Source organism: Ureibacillus chungkukjangi (genome assembly GCF_003217295.1).
Classification (GTDB): Bacteria; Bacillota; Bacilli; order Bacillales_A; family Planococcaceae; genus Ureibacillus; species Ureibacillus chungkukjangi.
Genome location: NZ_QJTJ01000003.1, coordinates 14,439 through 37,307 on the forward strand (window position 1 = coordinate 14,439; position 22,869 = coordinate 37,307).

The 22,869-nt window shown below is 35.7% G+C and carries 21 protein-coding genes; 16 read left to right on the forward strand and 5 right to left on the reverse strand.

The features are described from left to right. The first annotated feature begins 10 nt into the window (after positions 1–10). Complete coding sequence (rpsR, locus tag BJ095_RS03505) at positions 11–247, forward strand: 30S ribosomal protein S18 (RefSeq protein ID WP_107932043.1); 237 nt, start codon at positions 11–13, stop codon at positions 245–247. A 93-nt stretch (positions 248–340) separates the two neighbouring features. On the opposite strand, the gene BJ095_RS03510 is transcribed toward rpsR, so the two are convergent. Continuing rightward, the gene (locus BJ095_RS03510; RefSeq protein WP_107932044.1) at positions 341–1,561 is read right to left on the reverse strand and encodes a hemolysin family protein; all 1,221 of its coding nucleotides are present in this window, start codon (positions 1,559–1,561) and stop codon (positions 341–343) included. Positions 1,562–1,691: 130 nt separating this feature from the next. Continuing rightward, complete coding sequence (locus BJ095_RS18960) at positions 1,692–1,853, reverse strand: hypothetical protein (RefSeq protein WP_181417951.1); 162 nt, start codon at positions 1,851–1,853, stop codon at positions 1,692–1,694. A 367-nt stretch (positions 1,854–2,220) separates the two neighbouring features. Here BJ095_RS18960 and BJ095_RS03515 point away from each other — a divergent pair, with 367 nt between their 5' ends. The 5 genes from BJ095_RS03515 (at position 2,221) to BJ095_RS03535 (ending at position 8,551) form a co-directional block, all read left to right on the forward strand. Next, complete coding sequence (locus tag BJ095_RS03515; RefSeq protein ID WP_107932046.1) at positions 2,221–3,162, forward strand: YybS family protein; 942 nt, start codon at positions 2,221–2,223, stop codon at positions 3,160–3,162. Positions 3,163–3,174: 12 nt separating this feature from the next. Next, positions 3,175–5,148 carry a DHH family phosphoesterase gene (locus BJ095_RS03520; protein WP_107932048.1) on the forward strand — a complete coding sequence of 658 codons (1,974 nt, stop codon included), beginning with the start codon at positions 3,175–3,177 and terminating at the stop codon, positions 5,146–5,148. After that, positions 5,145–5,591, forward strand: a complete 447-nt coding sequence (rplI, locus tag BJ095_RS03525; protein ID WP_107932050.1) for a 50S ribosomal protein L9 — start codon at positions 5,145–5,147, stop codon at positions 5,589–5,591. Before BJ095_RS03520 ends, rplI begins: the two co-directional genes overlap by 4 nt. Before the next feature lie 12 nt (positions 5,592–5,603). After that, on the forward strand, positions 5,604–6,965 hold the full coding sequence (dnaB, locus tag BJ095_RS03530) for a replicative DNA helicase (RefSeq protein WP_107932052.1): 1,362 nt from the start codon (positions 5,604–5,606) through the stop codon (positions 6,963–6,965). A gap of 299 nt (positions 6,966–7,264) precedes the next feature. Further along, positions 7,265–8,551: an adenylosuccinate synthase gene (locus BJ095_RS03535; RefSeq protein WP_107932054.1), complete on the forward strand. Its 1,287-nt coding sequence runs from the start codon at positions 7,265–7,267 to the stop codon at positions 8,549–8,551. Positions 8,552–8,897: 346 nt separating this feature from the next. Here BJ095_RS03535 and BJ095_RS03540 read toward each other — a convergent pair whose 3' ends face one another. After that, on the reverse strand, positions 8,898–9,767 hold the full coding sequence (locus BJ095_RS03540) for a YitT family protein (protein WP_235867570.1): 870 nt from the start codon (positions 9,765–9,767) through the stop codon (positions 8,898–8,900). 482 nt (positions 9,768–10,249) lie between these two features. Between BJ095_RS03540 and BJ095_RS03545 the strand changes: the two genes are divergently transcribed. The 9 genes from BJ095_RS03545 to rlmH all read left to right on the forward strand — a co-directional run bounded on the left by BJ095_RS03545 (position 10,250) and on the right by rlmH (position 20,151). Beyond that, a complete protein-coding gene (locus BJ095_RS03545) occupies positions 10,250–11,728 on the forward strand; it encodes a peptidoglycan DD-metalloendopeptidase family protein (protein WP_107932059.1) in 1,479 nt (492 codons plus the stop codon). A gap of 362 nt (positions 11,729–12,090) precedes the next feature. Then, positions 12,091–12,801: a response regulator YycF gene (gene yycF, locus BJ095_RS03550; protein ID WP_107932061.1), complete on the forward strand. Its 711-nt coding sequence runs from the start codon at positions 12,091–12,093 to the stop codon at positions 12,799–12,801. Positions 12,802–12,806: 5 nt separating this feature from the next. After that, complete coding sequence (walK, locus tag BJ095_RS03555) at positions 12,807–14,633, forward strand: cell wall metabolism sensor histidine kinase WalK (RefSeq protein WP_107932063.1); 1,827 nt, start codon at positions 12,807–12,809, stop codon at positions 14,631–14,633. Next, complete coding sequence (locus tag BJ095_RS03560) at positions 14,630–15,925, forward strand: YycH family regulatory protein (protein WP_235867571.1); 1,296 nt, start codon at positions 14,630–14,632, stop codon at positions 15,923–15,925. The genes walK and BJ095_RS03560 overlap by 4 nt, the downstream gene beginning before the upstream one ends. Further along, positions 15,912–16,805: a two-component system regulatory protein YycI gene (locus tag BJ095_RS03565; protein ID WP_107932067.1), complete on the forward strand. Its 894-nt coding sequence runs from the start codon at positions 15,912–15,914 to the stop codon at positions 16,803–16,805. The genes BJ095_RS03560 and BJ095_RS03565 overlap by 14 nt, the downstream gene beginning before the upstream one ends. A 4-nt stretch (positions 16,806–16,809) precedes the next feature. Next, a complete protein-coding gene (locus BJ095_RS03570; RefSeq protein ID WP_107932068.1) occupies positions 16,810–17,598 on the forward strand; it encodes an MBL fold metallo-hydrolase in 789 nt (262 codons plus the stop codon). A gap of 211 nt (positions 17,599–17,809) precedes the next feature. Next, entirely contained in the window at positions 17,810–19,096 is a 1,287-nt protein-coding gene (locus BJ095_RS03575; RefSeq protein ID WP_107932070.1) for a S1C family serine protease, read from the forward strand. 178 nt (positions 19,097–19,274) lie between these two features. Next, positions 19,275–19,439, forward strand: a complete 165-nt coding sequence (locus tag BJ095_RS03580) for a CxxH/CxxC protein (protein ID WP_107932072.1) — start codon at positions 19,275–19,277, stop codon at positions 19,437–19,439. Positions 19,440–19,671: 232 nt separating this feature from the next. Further along, a complete protein-coding gene (gene rlmH / locus BJ095_RS03585; protein ID WP_107932074.1) occupies positions 19,672–20,151 on the forward strand; it encodes a 23S rRNA (pseudouridine(1915)-N(3))-methyltransferase RlmH in 480 nt (159 codons plus the stop codon). A gap of 114 nt (positions 20,152–20,265) precedes the next feature. Here rlmH and BJ095_RS03590 read toward each other — a convergent pair whose 3' ends face one another. Both BJ095_RS03590 and BJ095_RS03595 read right to left on the reverse strand, forming a co-directional pair. Next, complete coding sequence (locus BJ095_RS03590) at positions 20,266–21,048, reverse strand: helix-turn-helix domain-containing protein (protein ID WP_107932076.1); 783 nt, start codon at positions 21,046–21,048, stop codon at positions 20,266–20,268. Beyond that, the gene (locus tag BJ095_RS03595; protein ID WP_235867560.1) at positions 21,033–21,578 is read right to left on the reverse strand and encodes a GNAT family N-acetyltransferase; all 546 of its coding nucleotides are present in this window, start codon (positions 21,576–21,578) and stop codon (positions 21,033–21,035) included. Before BJ095_RS03595 ends, BJ095_RS03590 begins: the two co-directional genes overlap by 16 nt. Positions 21,579–21,790: 212 nt before the next feature. Between BJ095_RS03595 and BJ095_RS03600 the strand changes: the two genes are divergently transcribed. After that, a complete protein-coding gene (locus tag BJ095_RS03600; protein ID WP_107932078.1) occupies positions 21,791–22,867 on the forward strand; it encodes a cyclic GMP-AMP synthase DncV-like nucleotidyltransferase in 1,077 nt (358 codons plus the stop codon). The last annotated feature ends 2 nt before the right edge of the window (positions 22,868–22,869 follow it).

A 22,869-nucleotide genomic window follows, 5' to 3' on the forward strand; every position in this document is an offset into this window, starting at 1 on the left:
GAATATTGAAATGGCACAACGTCGCGGAGGCCGCAAACGCCGTAAAGTTTGTTACTTCACTTCAAACAACATCACTACAATCGATTATAAAGATGTAGATTTACTTAAAAAGTTCATTTCTGAGCGCGGTAAAATTTTACCACGTCGCGTAACTGGTACAAGTGCAAAATACCAACGCAAATTAACTACAGCTATTAAACGTTCTCGTATTATGGCTCTTCTTCCATTCGTAGCGGAAGAAAAATAAGATATAAAATAAAAGTACAACAAAGGTGTTAAAGCCTTCGTTGTACTTTTTTGTTGTTATTTAATTTTAATATCAATTTTGAAGAGGTCTATATTATTTTAAAATCTGGACCTTCTTAATAGCTCCACTATCGGTAGTTAAGATTTTAAAGGTCAGATTGTCACGCTCAATGACATCTCCTTCATTTGGGAAATCTTTAATTTCATTTAGGAGATAGCCAGCAAGTACGTCCTCTTCTTCTGGGATGTCTGTATAGAAAATGGTGTTTAAGCGATGAAGCGTTATTTTTCCATCACAAATAATTTCAGTTTCTGTTAATTTTTCAACGAGGCTTTCACTATTTAAATCTGTCTCGTCTTCAATTTCAAATCCAAGCATTACCTCAAGTATGTCTTCATGAGTAAGAATACCTTCTGTTCCACCATACTCCTCTAAAACAATGGCCATATGCTTCTTTTCTTTTGTCATTTTACTCAATACCAATTCAATCGAATGGAATTCGTAAACAATTAGAGGGTCATTGTCACAAAAAGCTGCCAATGGTTTTTCAGGCTCAATTGACCAGGAAATAATGTTTTTGGAGTGAAATACAGCAATAATATTATCAATATTTTCACCATAAACCGGATATCGAGTAAAAGGGTTTTGCATAACGATTTCACGGGCTTCTTCAAATGTAGTTGTACTAGATAGGGCAACAATATTGATACGTGGTGTTTTCATCGCATCCTTTACATTCAAATCATAGAAGTCCATTACACCTTTAATACGATAAGACTCTGCTTGGTTGAATGTTCCCTCTATATCTGCAATATCAACCATAGTCCGCAGCTCTTCCTTAGATATAGATACATCTATTGGCTGGTTCTTAGATAATGCTCTAGTAAGCGTGCCTGTAAGAGAGTTAAGAATAAATGTAATCGGTTTAAAAATAATAACGAAAAAGCGAATAATAGGGTAAACAAGTAAGGCGATACGATCTGGAAATGCAGCTGCAATTGACTTTGGAATTACTTCAGAAAAAACGATAATAATAACCGTTAAAATTGCAGAAGCCAATCCTAAATTAAAGCCGTATTGAATAGCAAGTGTTGTAACTAAGGTTGGCAATAGGATGTTGGCAATGTTATTTCCAATTAAAATTGTCGTAATAAACTCACTAGGCTTTGATACTAAATTTAATAGGTTTTCAGCCTTTTTATCATTATTACTAGACTTGGTTTGAAGCCGCATTTTGTTCGTGGCGGTCAGTGCTGTTTCACTTCCTGAAAAGAAAAAGGAAACAAATAGTAGAAAAATGATCGCAATGATCAAAGTAAATTTCCCCCTTAAAATATAAAGCTTACATACAATTATTGAATAATTTTAAAGGAATTTCAATTTTTGAGTACTAATGAAGATTTTTAGTTTGAATAAATAAAATAAAGGGAAAATTTTTCCTTTTCTAGTGGTTTAAGTTATGGTCTGATTTTTTATCTTTTGAAAGAAACCAACCTGCTGCAGCTATTATAAGTAAAACTGCATAGAAGAAGAGCTTCCATTCTTTAGAATGAGCAAATTCATAGGAGAGTACGCCGAAATCCGGATGTCCCAATGTATACAGCAAGCGCAATTATATCCATCTATACTCCAGTAGTATCGATAATTCCAATGATTAGTCCTACTATTTTTAGCTTCAAGGTAAGTATCCATTATTAAGTGAACTTCATTCCTCATAGGATTGACAATTTTGAAGGGATTATAGGGACTAAATTATATTTTTCACTTTCTGAGTTTATTTATTTTATTTTTACTAAACAATGGTGGAAGTGAATATAATGAAAAAAGTCGACAAAATCCTTAGCTGGATTTGTCGACTTTATTAATTGAAACGAAGCTCAGTATTGCTCTGTGCATTTTTGTCCATTGTATAAAAAGATGGTACAATATACGAATGACAAGGATTTTTCTAATTAGTCAAAGGAAGGTTATACATGCCGAATAATCAAACAAAAAGGCTAGCTCACGGTGCTATGATGATAGCACTATTTACAATCTTTATTGCTATCGCCTTTTATGTACCAATCATTAGTCTTGTTGCTACGTTATTTGCTCCACTACCACTAGCTTGGTATAGTGCAAAGTACGATCGAAAATCTTCGCTATTAGTAGCCTTTATAGGTTGTATCATAACTTTCTTCTTTGGAGGATTGTTAATCATTCCATTTTCACTTATTTTTGCAGCAGTTGGGTTTGTAATAGGGGATGCACTTCGATTAAAGCGAAGCAAAGTGTTTTTGCTTATGTCAACTGGGATGACCGTTTTAATAACATTCGCCATACAGTATGTAATATCCTTAAAGTTACTTGAAACGGACTTTATAAAAGAGTCAATGGTTTTAATGCGTGAAAGCTATGAGAAATCCATTGAAATTTCTCAAAATCTAACAGGTCAAGTAGCTATTGACGAAAAAACCTTGAATATTATGTTTGATACGATGGAAATCCTGATTCCAGCATCAATCACAATAGCTGTCTTTTTCTTTTCATTTATTATTATTTCTTTAAATTTACCGATGTTAAAACGCCTCGGAGTGAATGTGCCTAAATTTAGCGCGTTTAAGAATATGCGTTTGCCAAAAGCTGTATTATGGTATTACTTAATAGTACTTACGATTAATTTATTTATTAGCCCTGAAAGCGGTACTGCACTTTACGTAATTTGTTTAAACTTTTCACTAATATTATGGTTTTTGTTAACCTTACAAGGAATTTCACTTATTCATTTTATCCTTGATGCATATGGGTCACCAAAGTTTTTAAAGGTACTAGCAACCATAATGGCAATTCCACTGTATTCCTTCTTTGTATTGATAGGAATAGTGGATTTAGGTTTTGACATACGTTCAATTATTAAAGGTAAGATTCAGAAGTAGGGAGCTGATAAAATGGATACTTATAGGAAGCGAATGATTCGACATCCTCTTATGTATCTAACGATGATTGGCTTACTAGGTGCCATCCTACTGACCATTTGGAATATTTGGTTAGGCATAGCCTATGCAGTAGTCACATCCATCGGGTTAGTATATGCATGGAGAATAGAAAAAATCACCTTTTCACAAACAGAGAAACATATAGAATCCCTATCATTTCGCATGAAAAAAGTAGGTTCAGAAGCTCTTTTAGAAATGCCAATAGGAATTTTACTTGTAAACGATAAGTTTGTTATTGAATGGGCAAATCCGTATATGTCTGAAATTATTGAAGAGGACTCTTTGATTGGTCTAGAAATGTTCGAACTGACAGATGAACTCTATAGTTTAACGAAATCAGAAGAGAAACGTGAGCAGACCGTTACCATTAACGATCATAAATATAAAGTGGTTTATAAGCAGGAGGAAAAGCTTTTATATTTCTTTGATGTGACAGAGCAAGTAAAGATTGAATCCCAATACTTCGCCGATCGTACCGTGATAGCAGTATTATTTATTGATAATTATGATGAGATTACGCAAGGAATGGATGACCAATCAAGAAGCTTAACAAATACAGTGGTTACGTCCATTATTAATGAGTGGGCATTTGAACACGGTATTTTTGCAAAACGCATCTCCTCGGATCGTTTTTTAGCAGTTTTAAATGAATCTATTTTAAGTGAATTAGAGAAGAAAAAGTTCTCGATTTTAGATGACATTCGTGAGAAAACTGCACAGAAAAATCTATCGCTTACACTAAGTATCGGGGTAGGCGCAGGTTCCTCATCTCTTATTAAGTTAGGTGAATTAGCCCAATCAAGTCTCGATCTAGTTTTAGGACGCGGTGGAGATCAGGTGGCCATTAAGCAGCCAAGCGGTAAGTTGAAGTTCTATGGAGGAAAAACAAACCCTGTAGAGAAACGTACTAGAGTAAGAGCACGAGTTATTTCTCATGCCTTACAGGATTTGATTATTGAAAGTGATCAAGTATTTATCATGGGGCATAAGAATCCGGATATGGATGCAATCGGAGCGGCGATTGGTGTTCGTAAAATGGCTCAAAAGAACAAAGTAAATGGCTATGTTGTTGTTAACTTTGATGAGCTTAATGGAAGTGTTAGCCGATTAATGCATGAAATTGAAGAAAACACGGATCTTTACCGTTACTTTATTTCACCTGAGGAAGCTCTTTCAACCATGACGGAAAAGTCGTTAGTAATTGTAGTGGATACCCATAAACCAAGTCTTGTAATGGATGCACGACTTTTGAAGCGTTCAGACAAGGTAGTTGTCATTGACCATCATCGACGCGGAGAAGAGTTTATACAAAATCCAACGCTTGTGTATATGGAGCCATACGCATCCTCTACTGCAGAATTAGTAACAGAAATTCTTGAGTATCAACCAGAGGATGAAAAGCTAACAAAGCTTGAAGCAACCTCCTTATTATCAGGAATTATTGTAGATACGAAAAGTTTTACATTGCGTACGGGCGCCCGTACTTTTGAAGCAGCCTCTTATTTAAGAACTTATGGGGCAGATACAATTCTTGTTCAACAATTATTAAAAGAAGATATCGATACGTATATTGAACGTTCGAAAATCATACAAACTGTTAATTTTGTATATCCAGGCACAGCAGTTGCCAGAGGAGAAGACGACAAAATCTACGACTCAGTATTAATCGCCCAAACAGCTGATATTTTATTGACCATGAAGGATGTTACGGCTTCCTTTGTCATTGCCCATCGCTCAGACGGATTAATCGGCATTAGTGCACGCTCATTGGGTGACATCAATGTCCAGATTATTATGGAGAAGCTTGGTGGTGGCGGTCATTTAACAAATGCAGCCTGTCAAATCGATGCAGAGACTATAGAAGAAGCGCAGAGTCGTTTATCAAATGCAATTTTGGAAACACTCGAAGGGAGTAATGGAGAATGAAAGTAGTATTTTTAAAAGATGTAAAAGGTAAAGGAAAAAAAGGCGAAATCAAAAATGTAGCAGATGGTTATGCACACAACTTCCTTATTAAAAATGGTTTTGCAGTAGAGGCATCTAATCAAGCACTAAGCCAATTAGAAGGTCAAAAGAAGCTAGAAGAAAAAAATGCAGCAGCCGAGCTACAAGCAGCAAAGGATTTAAAGGACCATCTTGAAAAATTAGAGGTTGAAATTAAAGCAAAATCAGGTGAAGGCGGTCGTCTTTTCGGATCTATTTCAACTAAACAAATTGCTTCAAGCTTAGAAAAAACACATGGCATCAAAATTGATAAACGCAAGATGGATTGTGATGGCATCCGTTCATTAGGCTATACAAATGTTCCGGTTAAATTACATCAAGATGTAAAAGCAACTTTAAAAGTACATGTGGTTGAAGAGGCTTAGGGAGAGATGTCTATGAACGATTCCGTTATGGACCGCGTTCCGCCGCATAACCATGAAGCAGAACAATCGGTTATTGGTGCTATATTTCTTGAACCGCCAAGCTTAATAACAGCATCTGAGATTTTAATAGCGGATGATTTCTATCGAATTGCCCATAAAAAAATCTTTCAAACAATGCTGGATTTAAGTGACCAAGGAAAAGCGATAGATGTTGTCACTGTTACAGAAGAGCTTTCAGTACGAAAGGAACTTGAGGATGTTGGTGGACTTTCTTACTTAACAGAGCTTGCAAATGCTGTTCCAACAGCAGCAAACATTGCGTATTATGCAAAAATTGTTGAAGAAAAAGCTCTTTTACGCCGTTTAATTCGTGTGGCAACTAAGATTGCAGAAGATGGTTATACACGAGAAGATGAGGTTGAAGCACTTTTATCAGAGGCTGAAAAGAAAATGATGGAAGTTGCGAACCGCAAAAATGCTGGTGACTTTAAGCACGTAAAAGATGTACTTGTTCAAACCTATGATAATATCGAGCAGCTTCAATTTAGAGATGGCGATGTGACCGGGATTCCTACTGGATTTAACGATTTAGATCACATGACAGCTGGCTTCCAGCGAAACGATTTAATCATCGTTGCTGCACGTCCTTCAGTAGGGAAAACGGCCTTTGCCTTAAATATCGCACAAAACGTAGCCATTAAAGCGCGCGAGAATGTAGCGATTTTCTCACTGGAGATGGGTGCTGAGCAGCTTGTTATGCGTTTGTTATGTGCAGAAGGTAATATCGATGCGCAGGCATTACGTACAGGAGCACTGACAGCAGATCATTGGAGTAAGCTAACCATGGCAATGGGAAGCTTATCGAATTCAGGTATATTTATAGATGATACACCTGGTCTTCGTATCAATGAAATCCGTGCCAAGTGCCGTCGTCTTGCACAAGAGCATGGATTAGGAATGATCTTAATCGATTACTTGCAGTTAATTCAAGGGAGCGGGCGTAGTGGAGAGAACCGTCAGCAAGAGGTATCTGAAATTTCCCGTTCGTTAAAAGCACTAGCTCGTGAATTAAAGGTACCTGTTATCGCCTTATCTCAGCTATCTCGTGGTGTTGAGCAACGTCAAGATAAACGCCCGATGATGAGTGATATCCGTGAATCTGGAAGTATTGAGCAAGATGCTGATATCGTAGCTTTCTTATATCGTGATGATTATTATGATAAAGAAAGTGAAAGCAAAAATATGATTGAAATTATTATTGCTAAACAACGTAACGGTCCGACTGGTACGGTAACTTTGGCATTCAAAAAAGAATTTAATAAATTCATCAATATAGACTGGTCACAGCACCCGATGCCAGCCAACGCTGGGTAAGGTAGCGTGAGTAGTAACAAGATAACTTTTTGACGTTAATTAAACTAGATTAATTAGTAGGATTTCAGAACACGAACAATGGTTAAAATTCATTAATCATTTGTTCGTGTTTTTTGCGATTCTTGATTGACTTCTATTGCGAATCACTGTTACAATAATAGCTGTTTGATATAATGATACATTTACATGAGTAAGTAAATACTTATTAGTAATAGAAATCACAATTGTACGTATTTTTCATGATATTTTACTTATAAATGAGAATAATAAACGTACTCGAGTCTAGCGGAGGTGCTGATATGACATCAGTTGTAGTTGTAGGAACACAATGGGGAGATGAAGGTAAAGGGAAAATTACCGACTTCCTATCTAAAAAAGCAGATATAATCGCTCGTTTTTCTGGTGGCGATAACGCAGGTCACACAATCAAAATTGGTGATGAAACTTACAAGTTGCATTTAATTCCATCAGGTATTTTTTATAAAGAAAAAACTTCAGTTATGGGAAATGGAATGGTTATTAACCCGAAATCTCTAGTAACAGAATTAAAAGGATTAGAAGACCGAGGGATTGATACGTCAAACCTACGTATTTCAAACCGTGCTCAAGTAATTCTTCCATATCATATCTATCAAGATAAAGTGGATGAAGCTTCTCGTGGGGATAACAAAATCGGGACAACTTGCAAAGGGATTGGACCATGCTATCAAGATAAAATTGCACGTATGGGAATCCGTATTGCCGACCTTCTTGATCGTGAAATTTTCGAACAAAAGCTACGTGAGAATTTAGAAAACAAAAACCGTCTTTTTGAAAAATTCTACGAGGTTGAAGGCTTAAAATTTGAAGATATCTTCGAAGAATTTTATGGCTATGGCCAAGAGCTAGCAAAATACGTAACTGATACATCTAAAGTATTAAATGATGTATTGGACGAAGGTGGACGTGTATTATTTGAAGGTGCACAAGGGGTTATGCTAGATGTTGACCATGGTACTTATCCATATGTAACATCTTCAAATCCTGTAGCAGGTGGTGTAACAACTGGTACTGGTATTGGACCTTCTCAGGTATCTCGAGTTGTTGGGGTATGTAAAGCATATACGTCTCGTGTAGGTGATGGTCCGTTCCCAACTGAATTATTCGATGAGGTTGGTCATCAAATCCGTGAAGTTGGTCGTGAATACGGTACAACAACTGGTCGTCCACGCCGTGTAGGTTGGTTTGACTCAGTAGTAGTTCGCCATTCTCGTCGTGTAAGTGGGATCACTGATCTTGCATTAAACTCAATTGACGTTTTATCTGGTCTTGAGACAGTTAAAATTTGTACGGCTTATGAGTATAACGGTGAAGTAATCACTGAATATCCAGCTAGCTTACATGTCCTTGAAGCATGTAAACCAGTTTATGAAGAACTTCCAGGCTGGGCTGAGGACATTACAGGTATGCGCACATTAGAAGAACTTCCAGAAAACGCTCGTAAATACGTAGAACGCGTAGTAGAGCTAACAGGAATCAACCTAATGACGTTCTCGGTGGGTCCTGCAAGAGAGCAAACTAACATTGTTAATCCTATTTGGGATTAACAATGTTAGTTCTGCACCGAAAGCTTGCGACAGGTGCAAACAAAGATAAAAAAATCCTATTTGGGATTAACAATGTTAGTTCTGCACCGAAAGCTTGCGACAGGTGCAAACAAAGATAAAAAAATCCTATTTGGGATTAACAATGTTAGTTCTGCACCGAAAGCTTGCGACAGGTGCAAACAAAGATAAAAAAATCCTATTTGGGATTAACAATGTTAGTTCTGCACCGAAAGCTTGCGACAGGTGCAAACAAAGATAAAAAAATCCTATTTGGGATTAACAATGTTAGTTCTGGACAAAGAACTAAAAGCTACTAATGGAACCGTTCCATTAGTAGCCTTTTTACTTAGTGAATCGCCTTCTTCTTAAAGCGGCCACCCTTAACCTCGCTAATATTCCCGATAGCTAGGAACGCTTGTGTATCAATCGAGCGCACAATTTCCTTCATTTTGGATTCCTCCAGTCGGGTGATAATACAGAAAATAACCTTTTTGTTATTTCCGGTATAGGCACCTTCACCATATAGATAAGTTACGCCACGTCCTAATCGAGCCATAATGGCCTGCCCAATTTCCTCAATTTCATCACTAATGATATAAACAGATTTAGATTCTTCCATACCTAATACCACAACATCAATGACCTTAGATGCAATAAAGTAAGCGATGACTGAATACATGGCTTGTTCCCAAGTAAAAACAAATCCAGCAATAGTAAAGATAACAAGATTAATAATTAAAATGATTTCCCCAACTGAAAATGGCAGCTTTTTATTGGTTAAAATAGCCATCACTTCTGTGCCATCTAAACAGCCACCAAACCGAATAACCAGTCCAACACCGATTCCTAGTAAAATTCCACCAAAAACTGTAGCTAATAATATATCTGAGGTAAAAGCATGGAAATGATGCATGATCATAGTTGCTCCTGAAAGAATGATAATGCCGAGTAATGACATGAAAGCGAAGGTTTTCCCAATTTGCTTATAGCCTATGTATATAAAGGGGATGTTAATGCAGAAAATGAACACTCCTGTAGGAAGCCCTGTTAAGTAAGAGAGGATAATCGAAATCCCTACAATGCCACCGTCTAATACCGTATTAGGTATTAAAAAGAGTTCAAGACCAACAGCAAAGATGAGTGCTCCAATGACTACCATTGTAATACGTAAAACTTTAGTACCGATACTTATTTTGTTTATCTCAGATGCATACATAGCTTTACCTTTAGCCATTCAAATCCCCCAATCTACTGCTATTAATATATTAAATTGCCCTTAAAAAAATTAATAAATAATGACTGTAATGATTAAAGACTGTGAGGAATTTCCTATTTACTAAGCAAGTGGATAGTCATTCATTTTGTCGAAGAAGAACAAAAGACTACGAATGTCTAGAACAATATAATTATGCAGAAAATTAAGAACTATTAAAAACGAAAGCAGAAAAATGAGATGATAAGAGGTATTTCTATTAAGAATAATAGAAATTTAATGAATATATCGATTTCACATAAAGATATTAAGTTTATATAGTTTATTTTACCTAATTTGTAACAGCGAATATTCAAATAATACATTTTCGTTACAAAGGACTCAAATGGTTTAATAGAAAAAAAGATTATGGTACAGTAAAAAAGTGAAATTTTCACATGGAAATTAGCCCATTGAATGGGTGGTCTTTGGAAGGGGCTTTATCAATGAGTTCGAAATGGAACATCAACGGGGACTTTACAAAGAAAGAAACTTTAAGTCTTAAATCTACTAAAAATAATATATTAAAAAAAGCTGCTATTACTACATTACTGTTCACAGCAATTGGTTCTAGCTATGTATATGCTAATTCAACAAGTGCAAATAGTTTTGACAAAATCTACCACGTCTATGTAGGAGATACATATATTGGTGCAGTCTCAAAAGAAGAAGCTGTTACAGAAATTATTGAAACGAAAGAACAAGAAGCACAAGGAATTTATCAGGACTATGTTCTCGATGGGAAATCCAATGTTACTTTAATTCCTGAACAAGTATTTTCTTATGAAACGGACGATGCTACTACACTATCTAATTTAAATGAAGAGATGATTGTAGAAGCAGAAAGCTATGCATTACAAATTGATGGTCAACCAGTTCTTTATTTGAAAAATCAAGCGGATTACAAAGAAACACTTCGCTTATTGAAGCTTCAATACGTTACTGAAGATGAGTTGCAAAAATATGAAGCAAATGCTTCTCTTGAAACATTACCCACTTTAAAAGCAAATGAAACACGCATTAAAGAAATTAAAATAGTAGAAGCTATTTCGGGTGGAGATACAAAAATTAGCCCGGAAAAAATCTTAACACCAGTAAAGGCTGTTGAGTATTTAAAATCAGGCTCGCTTGAAAAAGAAGTATATGCAGTCCAATCAGGAGATGTACTTGGTACAATTGCCAATAAACATAATCTAACTACTGCACAAATTTTGGAGCTAAATCCAGATTTGAAAGAGGATTCTTTACTGCAAATCGGTCAAAAGATTAATATTACGGTTGAAAAACCACTATTAAATGTACAGATCGTAAAAGAAAAAAATACTTTAGAAGAAATGCCTTTTGAGAAAATTATTGAAAATGATGATTCGAAATTTAAAGGTGAAACAGTCGTTAAGCAAGAGGGATCAAATGGTCAGAAGGAGGTTTCTTATTTAGTTTCTCAAGTAAATGGTGCTGTTACTGAGAAAACTGTTACAAAAGAAACTGTTTTAACTGAACCAGTTGATAGTATTACAGTAGTTGGAACAAAGGTCATTTCGTCGCGTGGAACAGGTAGCTTTGCATGGCCAGCAGTTGGTGGCTATATTTCAAGTAAAATGGGCTCACGTTGGGGAAGCTATCATAGAGGTATAGATATTGCTCGCCCTTCTAACTACAACATTAAAGCATCAGACAATGGTGTTGTAACTGCAGTTGGCTGGGAAGGGACATATGGACAAAGAATTGTTATTAACCATAACAATGGTTATGAAACAGTATATGCCCATCTCTCGGAAATTAAGGTAAGTGTAGGACAAGTTGTACCACAGGGATCTGTTATTGGTATTATGGGTTCAACTGGTCGATCTACAGGTACCCATTTACACTTTGAAGTGCATAAGAATGGAGCACTAGTTGATCCATTATCTTATTTAAACTACTAAAATTATGTAAGACAGTCCTAACTCAACGGACTGTCTTTTTTAATTAAAATCAATTGACTAAATTTGTCGAATTATTTCCCGAAAAATAATTACTACCAAGTATAAATTCTATTCAAATAATACTGATTAATAGATTAACGGTTTCTAATACTTGTTTAAGGAGTTTATTTGGTATAATAGCTGTATGCATAAATACTAAACGAAGATTTCAGGAGGCATCATTTGTAATTTGTGCTTATGATTCGTGAAGTCCTTCTTTGAAAAGGCAGAATAAATATTATCAATATGCCCTTTTATAGATTATAAATTTTAAACTTGATTATATGAACATAGATAGTTTCACTAAGAGGAGAGAAAAAAATATGACAAAAACAATTTTAGTTTGTGATGATGAAAAGCCGATTGCAGATATTTTGCAATTTAATTTAGTAAAAGAAGGATACCAGGTAATCTGTGCTTATGATGGTGATGAAGCATTAGAAAAAGTGGAAGAATCTCAGCCAGATTTAATGTTACTGGATATTATGCTTCCAAAAAGAGATGGTATGGAAGTTTGTCGTGAAATCCGTAAAAAATATGATTTCCCAATTATCATGCTAACTGCAAAGGGTTCAGAAATTGACAAGGTTTTAGGATTAGAAATGGGAGCAGATGATTACGTAACAAAACCATTCAGTACACGTGAGCTAATTGCTCGTGTAAAAGCTAATATGCGTCGTTTAAAGGTTTCTAGTCAACCAGAAGAAGTAAAGGAAGAAACAAATGATATCACAGTGGGTACTTTAATTATCCAGCCTGATGCTTATTTAGTTTTAAAACGTGGTGAAGCGATTGAATTAACACACCGTGAATTCGAACTACTACATTATTTAGCTAAGCATATTGGACAAGTCATGACTCGTGAGCATTTACTTCAAACTGTATGGGGCTATGATTACTTTGGGGATGTTCGGACTGTGGACGTTACGATTAGACGTTTACGTGAAAAAATTGAAGATAATCCAAGTCATCCAAACTGGATTGTAACCCGTCGTGGTGTTGGTTATTATTTACGAAATCCTGAACAGGAGTAGTTTAAATGCATAAGGTGAGCTTTTTTAAGTCCATTCACGTAAAAATTGTTCTGATATATGTATTGTTAATCATTATCGCTCTACAGATTATTGGAATTTACTTCTCAGCCAAACTAGAAGAGAGCTTAAAAGAGAACTTTAAGGATTCGATTACACAGCGAATTGACTTAGTTCAATACAGTATTCGAGAAGAATTATTAAAGGAACGCGATGAGAATAGCCCATTAGAACAAAGTCTAAGTGTAATTTTATCGGAGTTTTCAAATGAGGACATCAATGAGGTTTTAATCATTGATAATCGAAATAAAGTTCTTGCTACCTCAGATTCAGATAATCAATCTATCGTTGGTCAGCGTTTTAATGAGGATACAATAACAAAATCAATGTCATCTGAAGATTATTCAGAGAATATTGCTCTGGATTCGGGTAACCGAGTATGGATTCTTGCTGCCCCTATTAAAGATAATGTGGGACCAAATGGCGAAGTGATTGGTGCAATCTATATTGAATCTGATATCGAAAGAGTTTTTGAGCAGATGAAAGACATTAACCGAATTTTTGCTATTGGAATTGTTATGTCTCTAGCTATTACCATTGTTCTCGGGATATTGTTTGCAAAAACCATTACAAAACCAATTCTAGACATGAGAAGACAGGCTCAGGCCATGTCGAGAGGGAACTATTCAAGGAAGGTTCGAGTATATGGGGACGATGAAATTGGTCAGCTTGCACTAGCCTTCAACCATTTAACAAACCGTTTACAAGAAGCACAGTCTACTACCGAAGCTGAGAGAAGAAAGCTTGCTTCTGTTTTGAGTAATATGACAGATGGTGTAATAGCAACTGATCGAAAAGGTAAGGTCATTCTTATCAATGACCCAGCTTTGAACTTCTTAGATGTTACACGTGAAACAACTTTAGGTCGTCCAATCGCGTCTGTATTAGGTTTGGATGAAGAATATAACTTTGAAGATTTAATTCATACACAGGAATCTATTAATTTAGATTATAGTACACAGGATAACCCATTTATTTTGAGAGCGAATTTTTCTGTCATTCAAAAGGAAACTGGATTTGTTAACGGGTTAATCACTGTTATTCATGATATAACTGAGCAAGAAAAAATTGAGATGGAGCGACGAGAATTCGTTGCCAATGTATCTCATGAATTACGCACGCCATTAACAACGATGAGAAGTTATTTAGAGGCGCTAGCAGACGGTGCATGGCGAGATGAAAACATAGCGCCAACGTTTTTAAATGTTACACAAACCGAAACAGAGCGTATGATTCGTCTAGTAAATGACTTATTGAATCTATCGAAAATGGATAGTCGCGATTACAAATTAAATAGAGAATTTGTGGAGTTTAATAAATTCTTTAACCGAATTATCGATCGCTTTGAGATGTCAAAATCACAAAATGTGCGGTTTGACCGATATATTCCAGATACCTCTTATTTTGTTGAAATTGATACTGATAAGCTAACTCAAGTAATTGATAATATTATTTCTAATGCTTTGAAATATTCACCAGATGGTGGGAATATTCGATTTGGATTTACCGTTCAAGAAAACATGTTAAAGGTCATGGTTTCGGATGATGGTATGGGGATTCCAAAAGAAAATGTAACGAAGATATTCGATCGTTTCTATCGTGTAGATCGAGCTAGATCTCGTGCAATGGGAGGTACAGGCTTAGGACTTGCTATCGCGAAGGAAATGATTGAAGCACATGGCGGTAAGATTTGGGCCGAAAGTGAGGAAGGAATAGGAACAACAATCTTCTTCACATTGCCATTTGAATTAGATGAGGCGGGTGATTGGGAGTGAAGCATGTAGAGCAAATTAAATCATTTGTCCTGTTCCTCCTCGTCTTTTTAAGTCTTATTCTAACATTCACAATATGGACGTATACGCCAGACTACCAAGATATTGAGGATCCACAAGTCGAACAAATCACGCTCGGTGATAAAAAGGATATTCAAGAAATTTTCAAGCCTTATCGTATTTTAATTCATGAAAACGGTGGCTTTTTAGGGTCAACAGCACCAACAGCTATCGATACCCTAATGGATGCGATTAAAGATTTAGATGCAACAGAACTCAGATTTATTCAAAGTAATTTATCAGAAGAAAAGCTGAACAGTATGATTCATTCAGAAAATCAGATGACCCTTTTCTTCCCGGCAGAAGTTCCGATTAATGCATTTGACTCTGTGCTGCAATTTACCCAAAGTGAGCTACCTGAAATTGCATTTAGCCATATCTTGATCGATTGGAGCAATATTGAAGAAACGAATACATTACAATTCTCCTTTATCAGCAAGGAAAAACAAACACTTTACACAACTGTTGTAGGTGTAGGACAAAGCGAGTTTAACTCGACTTATATGAAGACAGTTCAAAAAACAGTTCCTTATGAAGAAATCGTTAGAGCAAATGAGCTTTCCTTATATGTTCCTTCAAATGCAGTGGATTTAGTGCAATACACGTACTATATTGACGAGATTTCCACTGAGGTCTTTAAAGATATTTTGTTTGAAGATACAAACATCGTCCAAAAGAATTTTGATAATACAACTTATACGGATGGAATGGCTATGATGACATATGATTCGGGTAGTAAAACCATAAACTATGTCTATCCTGCATCTGAAAGTATGGTCGAAATTAAACATTCTGACCTTGTCCATGACAGCTACGATTTTGTAAATGACCATGGTGGACTAACAGGGGATTACCGATACAGCTACAACAATATACCGAAGCATGTTATTGAGTATCAGTTATATCTACAGGGCTTACCTGTATTCAGTAGTGTGACATCAACTCGTATTGCGGTTACTTGGGGTGCCAATCAGGTTTTCGAATATAAGAGGCCCTATTATTTATTTATCGCCTCTGAATCGTCAACTCGCCAATTACCTTCAGGGGTTGATATGGTAAAAACACTGCAAACCTTAAAAGATATTGATGATTTAGTACTTGGCTATTATTTAACACCAGATCCTCAAAAAGCTAAAGTATATACGCTAGAACCAAGCTGGTTTGTTATTCGAGAGGGTAGCTGGGCACGTTTAACACCAGAGCCAGCAGGAGGTGCTCAGTATGGATTGGAGTAAGTCCAAATCAATTTTCATCGTTGTATTTTTAATACTAGATGTCTTTTTATATTCGTTGTATTTAAACCGTCATACCGAAGCCCAGCTCGTTCAAAGAGGCTCGTCGCTGACACAAAAAACGATTGAAGCTCGGTTAAAGGATGACAATATTACGTACGGGGTTTTACCAACAAATATTGAAAAAGCCGCTTATATTTCTGGGAAAGTTAAGAATTTTGAACAAGAGACGCCTAAACTTGATAATGCAAAAAATATATTGATTGATAAAAACAAGCTGATCGTCACTTTAAAAAATCCAGTCAAAGTCAAAAATATTGATGAGGCAACTTCGTATAATGATTTCTTGAAGGCAAATGTATATGAGGGTGCTTCCTATACTTTATGGAAAATCGATAAGGAAAACAAAAAAGCAACCTTCTTCCAAACCGTGAATACACGGACACTCTACTACATTCTTAATGGTCTTGTAGAGGTAACCTGGAATGACCAAAATGAAATAGTAGAATACGAGCAAACGCTTTTAGAGGATATAGGAGCCTATGAAGAAGAAAAGGTTTTAACAACACCTCTAAGAGCAATTCAAACCATTTATAACAAAGGGCTTCTCTCACCAAATTCAACGATTACTGAGGTGAACCTAGGGTATACAACCTTAGTACAATTTACGCAAACGCAAGTGTTTGTTCCAACATGGGAACTTCAGGTCCAAACAGAAGATGAAGGACAAAAAGAATATTTTGTTAATGCGGTTCAAGGTGGAATACTTGATTTGACGTTAGATGCTTCAAAGGTTGAAGAAGTTGAAGAGGCTGTAGAAGAAGCTATAACAGATGATTATGAAATAAACCTAGATGCTGAAAATGACAAAAGTAGGGAGTAGTAATATGCGATTTAGTGTTTTAGCAAGTGGTAGTACTGGAAATGCAATTTATATAGAAAACGATGAACATGCATTTCTAGTCGATGCCGGCTTAACAGGCAAAAAAATGGAGCAACTGTTTGCTAAAATTGATCGTGATATGAAAAAATTATCAGGAATTTTAGTAACACATGAACATAGTGACCATATCAAGGGAATTGGTGTTTTAGCTCGAAAGTATAATGTCCCAATCTATGCAAATGAAAAAACGTGGCAGGCAATGGACGGTCATATTGGAAAGATAGCATTAGATCAAAAATTTGTTTTCAATATGGAAACGGTCCAATCCTTTGGGTCTTTAAATATCGAATCTTTTGCAGTTTCTCATGATGCAGCAGACCCTATGTTTTACGTGTTTCATGAAAACGGTCGTAAACTCGTACTAATTACGGACACGGGCTATGTCAGCGATCGAATGAAAGGGATTATCCGTGGGGCGGATTCCTTTGTATTTGAAAGTAATCATGATATCGGCATGCTTCAAATGGGGCGTTATCCTTGGTCTATCAAACGACGAATTTTAAGTGATGTTGGACATGTTTCCAATGAGGACGCAGCTGTTGCCATGAGTGAGGTCGTTTTTGAAAAACCAACTCAAATTTACTTATCCCATTTAAGCAAGGATAATAACATGAAGGATTTAGCACGAATGAGCGTAACTCAAACCTTACAATCCTGCGGTATTATTGCCGGAGAATACGTGCAAATTCATGATACAGATGCTGAAGAACCAACTCTACTAGTTACGGTTTAAATTTTATAAAGATAGAAAAAATTTAATTGTTGGCGGCGGCTTGGAAGGGTTAATCTTTCAAGTATATACGCATAAGATAAAAATCACCTCGACTTAATTTAGTTGAGGTGATTTTTTTATCATTTTTAATTTTGTTTTATTTCATTTTCATGTAATTTTAATGTTTGGGTTGTATCATAATGACAAGTACAAAGGGAAAGGATTGAAAAAGATGAGCTACTATAACGATGATGAAAATAAACAACAAGAACAAAATGAATCTGTAAATTCTTACTCACCTCTCCAAGAACGATTGAAACGTGAGCAAGATGAAGAAAATAAAAGACGCTCTAAAAAAAAAAGTGGAGGCAGCAAGGCAGGATACTTTTTAAGTGGACTGTCGGGCGTTATCATTGGGGCATTGCTCATTTGGTTATTAGTACCGTCCATGACAAATCAGCTTCCAAGTCAATCAGCAACAAAAAACAACAATTCTGAATCAACAATTACACAAACAGCTACAGAGGTAACATCAGATATTGTAACTGCAGTTGAATCTGTGTCAGATGCCGTTGTAGGGATAACAAATATCCAAGAAGTAAGTGATTTCTGGAATCAACAAGAAGCAACAGCTGAGGCAGGTAGTGGATCTGGTGTAATCTATAAAGTAGAAAATGAACTTGCCTATATCATTACAAACTACCATGTAATAGAAGGCGCTAAACAGCTTGAGGTTACATTGACAGATGGATCTAAAGAAGAAGCAAAATTGGTTGGTAGCGATATTTGGACAGATTTAGCAGTTATTTCAATCAGCAGCGAAAAGGTTGAAACGGTTGCAAAATTTGGAGATTCTGATGTATTAAAACAGGGAGAATCAGTAATTGCGATTGGGAATCCGCTTGGCTTAGACTTCTATGGCTCAGTAACAACAGGTGTAATCTCAGGTACTGACCGAGCAGTTCCAGTTGATTTAAACGCAGATGGCAACGAAGACTGGGAGGTAGAAGTTCTTCAAACTGATGCTGCCATTAACCCAGGAAACAGCGGTGGAGCATTAATTAACATTGCTGGGGAATTAGTAGGCATTAACTCCATGAAAATTGCTCAAGATACAGTTGAAGGCTTAGGCTTCTCAATTCCTATTAATTCGGTGATTCCAATTATTGAAGAGCTAGAACGAAATGGTGAAGTGAAACGCCCAACGATGGGAATTGGTTTGTTGGATTTAACAGACGTGCCTGCATTTTACCAACAACAAACCTTAAAATTACCTGAGGAAGTGACAACAGGTGTTGTAGTTTCGGAGGTAGTAGAAGGATCAGCAGCAGGTAACGCTGGTGTTCAGCAATATGATGTCATTGTTGAAATGGGCGGACAAAAAGTAGAAAATTCCATTGATCTACGTCAATACCTATACAACGAAACAGATATTGGAGAAACTTTAACAATTAAAGTGTATCGTCAAGGTGAGCTAGTAGAGCTAAATTTAACATTAACTGAAGGAACAACAGTGTAAAGTCTAGATAAAAATAAATGTTTGTGGATAACTTTTAAAAAAATATACACAAAGAGTGGTGGAAGAAAAGCCTTTTCTTTCCTACTCTTTTTTTGTCTGTTACAATGGATTGTGGATAAAGTAGGATGAATTGTGAATAAGTTTGTTGAAATTTCTGAAAAAAAGGAGGGACGTAATTTTGACGAAGTATAGCTGTGAAACCCATATAGATCACGCATTAGACATGTTCGTAGCGGAGACACAAGAGTTCCCAATTATGGATAAACTGTCTGAGGAAAAAAAGTTATCCACAAAATGCTCTTACTGTGAAGAGCTAGCAACATATATTGTATCAAGTAAATAACTTTACACAATATATAGATTGCAATTGTGGATATGTGTATAACTTTTGTGGATAAGGTGTTTGTAAATGAATTGTTAAGGTGGATAAATTGTTTGTATTTAAATTTTCTAACAAAATTGAAAACCAGAAACCCTATAACAGTGACTGTTGAAGCGTTCTCTTAAAAGCCTTTGAATGAGGTTAATTGAGTTGGGAAATTTAAATATGAATGGAATGTAAAGGTGGAAAATCTGTGAATATCACGATCATTTCGGTCGGAAAGTTAAAAGAAAAGTATTTAAAGATGGGCATTGACGAATATGTAAAACGTCTAGGTGGGTATGCCAAGGTTGAATTAGTAGAAGTCCCAGATGAAAAGGCCCCTGAACAATTAAGCGAGGCCGAAATGGAAATCGTCAAACGTAAGGAAGGCGAACGAATACTAGCAAAGGTCAATGACGGCATGCATGTCATTGCCCTGGCAATCGATGGAAAAATGAAATCCTCCGAAGACATGGCAAAGGACCTCGAATCCCTCATGACATACGGCACCAGCAAAGTAGCCTTTATCATCGGCGGCTCACTAGGCCTACATGAAGACGTCCTAAAACGCGCAGATGAAAAACTAAGCTTCGGCAAAATGACCCTCCCCCACCAGCTCATGAAGCTCGTGCTGGTCGAGCAGATTTATCGGAGCTTTAGGATAATTAAGGGTGAACCGTATCACAAATGATGGTAAAGCAGCGAGGTGAATTTGTGATAGAAGGAGATATTTTAAAGAAAATATTATAAGTAAACCCGTAAGAGTAGCCATTGCATTCTTACGGGTTACTTTGTATTAGAAAGTTTAATATGTACTTTCTTCAAGCCTCTTAAGTGCCTTTTCGTATGCTGCCTTTCTTTCTCTTTCTTCCCAATCGAGATTTTGTAAAATTCGCTGCCAATAGATATTTCCTTCATCTGCATAAGATTTTGCAGTTTCTCTCCATAGATATGCTTCCGCTTCTTCAAGAACAATATAATGTCGACTATAGATTTTAAAATGAGGCATTCCATCTTCTTTGATTAGATTATAAATTGTAGAGGAACTTGTACGAAAGTGATTTGCTGCTTCTTTTATGGTTAGGACCGTTCTTCCATAGTAACTTTCTTTGTCTTTTTTAGCATAGTTTTTTATTTCATTTGAAAAATTGGCTAGTTCTTCTCTAATTATTTTTCGTAATATTTCATCAATCATAGTCGGTGTCTCCTTTTTATGAAAATGAGCGATTTCAGATTGAACGCTTTTTACATCCCAGTGATTATCTGGATCAGTCCATCCAAATTTTTTGTAATTCTCAATTGTTTCTTTAATCTCATCTTCATCCAAAATTATTCGAGATTTAACTTTCCTATGGGGCATGGCTCTAGATAGTGTTAATTGCCGTATTATAGAAGAACCAATGCCAGTTAATGAGGATACTTCTTTGATAGTTAAATATTTTTTTGACGAATATTCCTTATTACGAAACAAATCATTTATAGAAGTGGATATTTCATCTTTAATGATACTTCCCAGAAGGTATTCAAATGAAGGATTGTTTAACGGCCCATTCATATAATTGCCTCCGTCCATTAAACGTTTTTCCATTCTAGATTACCAATCCTCAAGTTGTCACTTTTATTTTCAAGTAAAACAACTGTGAAATGGTGTTTTTTGTAGAAGTGAACTAATCTTTCGAGATGGTCACTATCAACTTTGGATATCCAGCCAGTGATGCTATTTATATTTCTCTCTCTTGCAATTTTAATTAATGTGTTTAAAAGAATGCTTCCGTAACCATGACTAGTAAGATGCTCTTCAATCTCAATATCTGCTAGAGAAATATTAGTAAAGTCCTCATTAATAAACGCTTTTAAGACAGGGTCAGGACGTAGAATACCTTTATTAGTTATAATTCTTATTCCAAGAAAAATCATTTTTTCTTCTTCCTTAGGGGTGTCTTTATAAAAATGTCTATATTGAATTAAAGAGTACTTCTCCTTTTCTATCGTTGAAATTATTTCAAATCCTCTACTTTCTAAAATTTCTGTCTGGTACTTTACCTCAAAATCAATATCATTTCTCCGCATTAATGGTGTAATAGTATTTCTATTAAATAATTGATTAAATAAATTCATTCTAAATCCCCCAGTATCCTTAGGAATATACGTTCGCGTTTACTATGTATTAGTATATAATCTATGGTACAATTAAACTACATAAATTTACAAATTATTGAAATATTAGATATTATAATAATGAGGATTAAAACAATATTAGCAACTAAGAAAGTTACCGATTTTTGTAGTACTATAGTGGAAAAGAAAAACTAATTTTTGGGGGTTAACAAATGGCTGATATTCAAAAACAATTTGAAGAATTCCATGATGCAATTAAATTAAAGCGTTTTAAAGAGAATGAAGAATTACGGGAAAAAAGAGATATCATCACCAAAAAAATAAAGAAAGGTGTTAAGACCAAATTTGAAGAAATGGAAAAAGATGTACCAAGTCTAGAATTTATAGACCAAGGAAGTTATGCTGTAGATCTTGGTATTATTCCAGAAGATAAAGACTATGACATAGATGAAGGAGTAATCTTTGATCTCTATAAAGAAGATTATACCGACAGCGTAGAACTTAAAATGATAATTAGAGACATCCTAGAAAACCACACTAATACACCACCTAAGATAAAAAACCCCTGTGTAACAATAACCTATTCATTAGATGATGAACCAGCATATCATGTCGATTTACCAGTGTATATAAAATCAAAGTACGATAACAATTTGTATCTTGCTTGGGGCAAGGAGTTTTCAAACCAAGATAATAAGCATTGGGATCTTGCCGATCCAGAAGGACTAAACGACCATATTAGAAATTCGTTTAAAGATGATGCAAAGAAACAATTTAAGAGAGTTGTTAGATACATGAAAAAGTGGAAGGATATTTGCTTCAACTCTTCAGGAAATTCGCGCCCTCCTAGTATAGGATTAACTATTGCAGCAGTCGATTTATTTTCTTATAAGCAATCATATAACTACTTATCAGGAAAATTTAAAGATGATGATTTGGGGGCTCTAAAAGATCTTGTAAGTAAATTAAAAAATAAATTTATATTAAAGTGGGATCCCGATTTGGAGAAAAGTTTTTATACTATTGAATACAATTTACCTGTACAACCATATAGTAATGTCTTCTCTAAGATGTCGAATAACCAAATGGATTCTTTTTATCAGAAACTAAATGAATTAGAAAATGCATTAACTGAAGCAGAAAGTAAAAGTGACCCACACGAAGCGTGTAAAGTTCTTAGTCCCAAATACTTTGGCGATAAATTCCCAATACCTGAATCAAAAGAGGCAAGATATCAACAAGTTGCTTTATCTAGTGCGCCTTCTTCCAACTCTGCTAAAGGGGATTAATA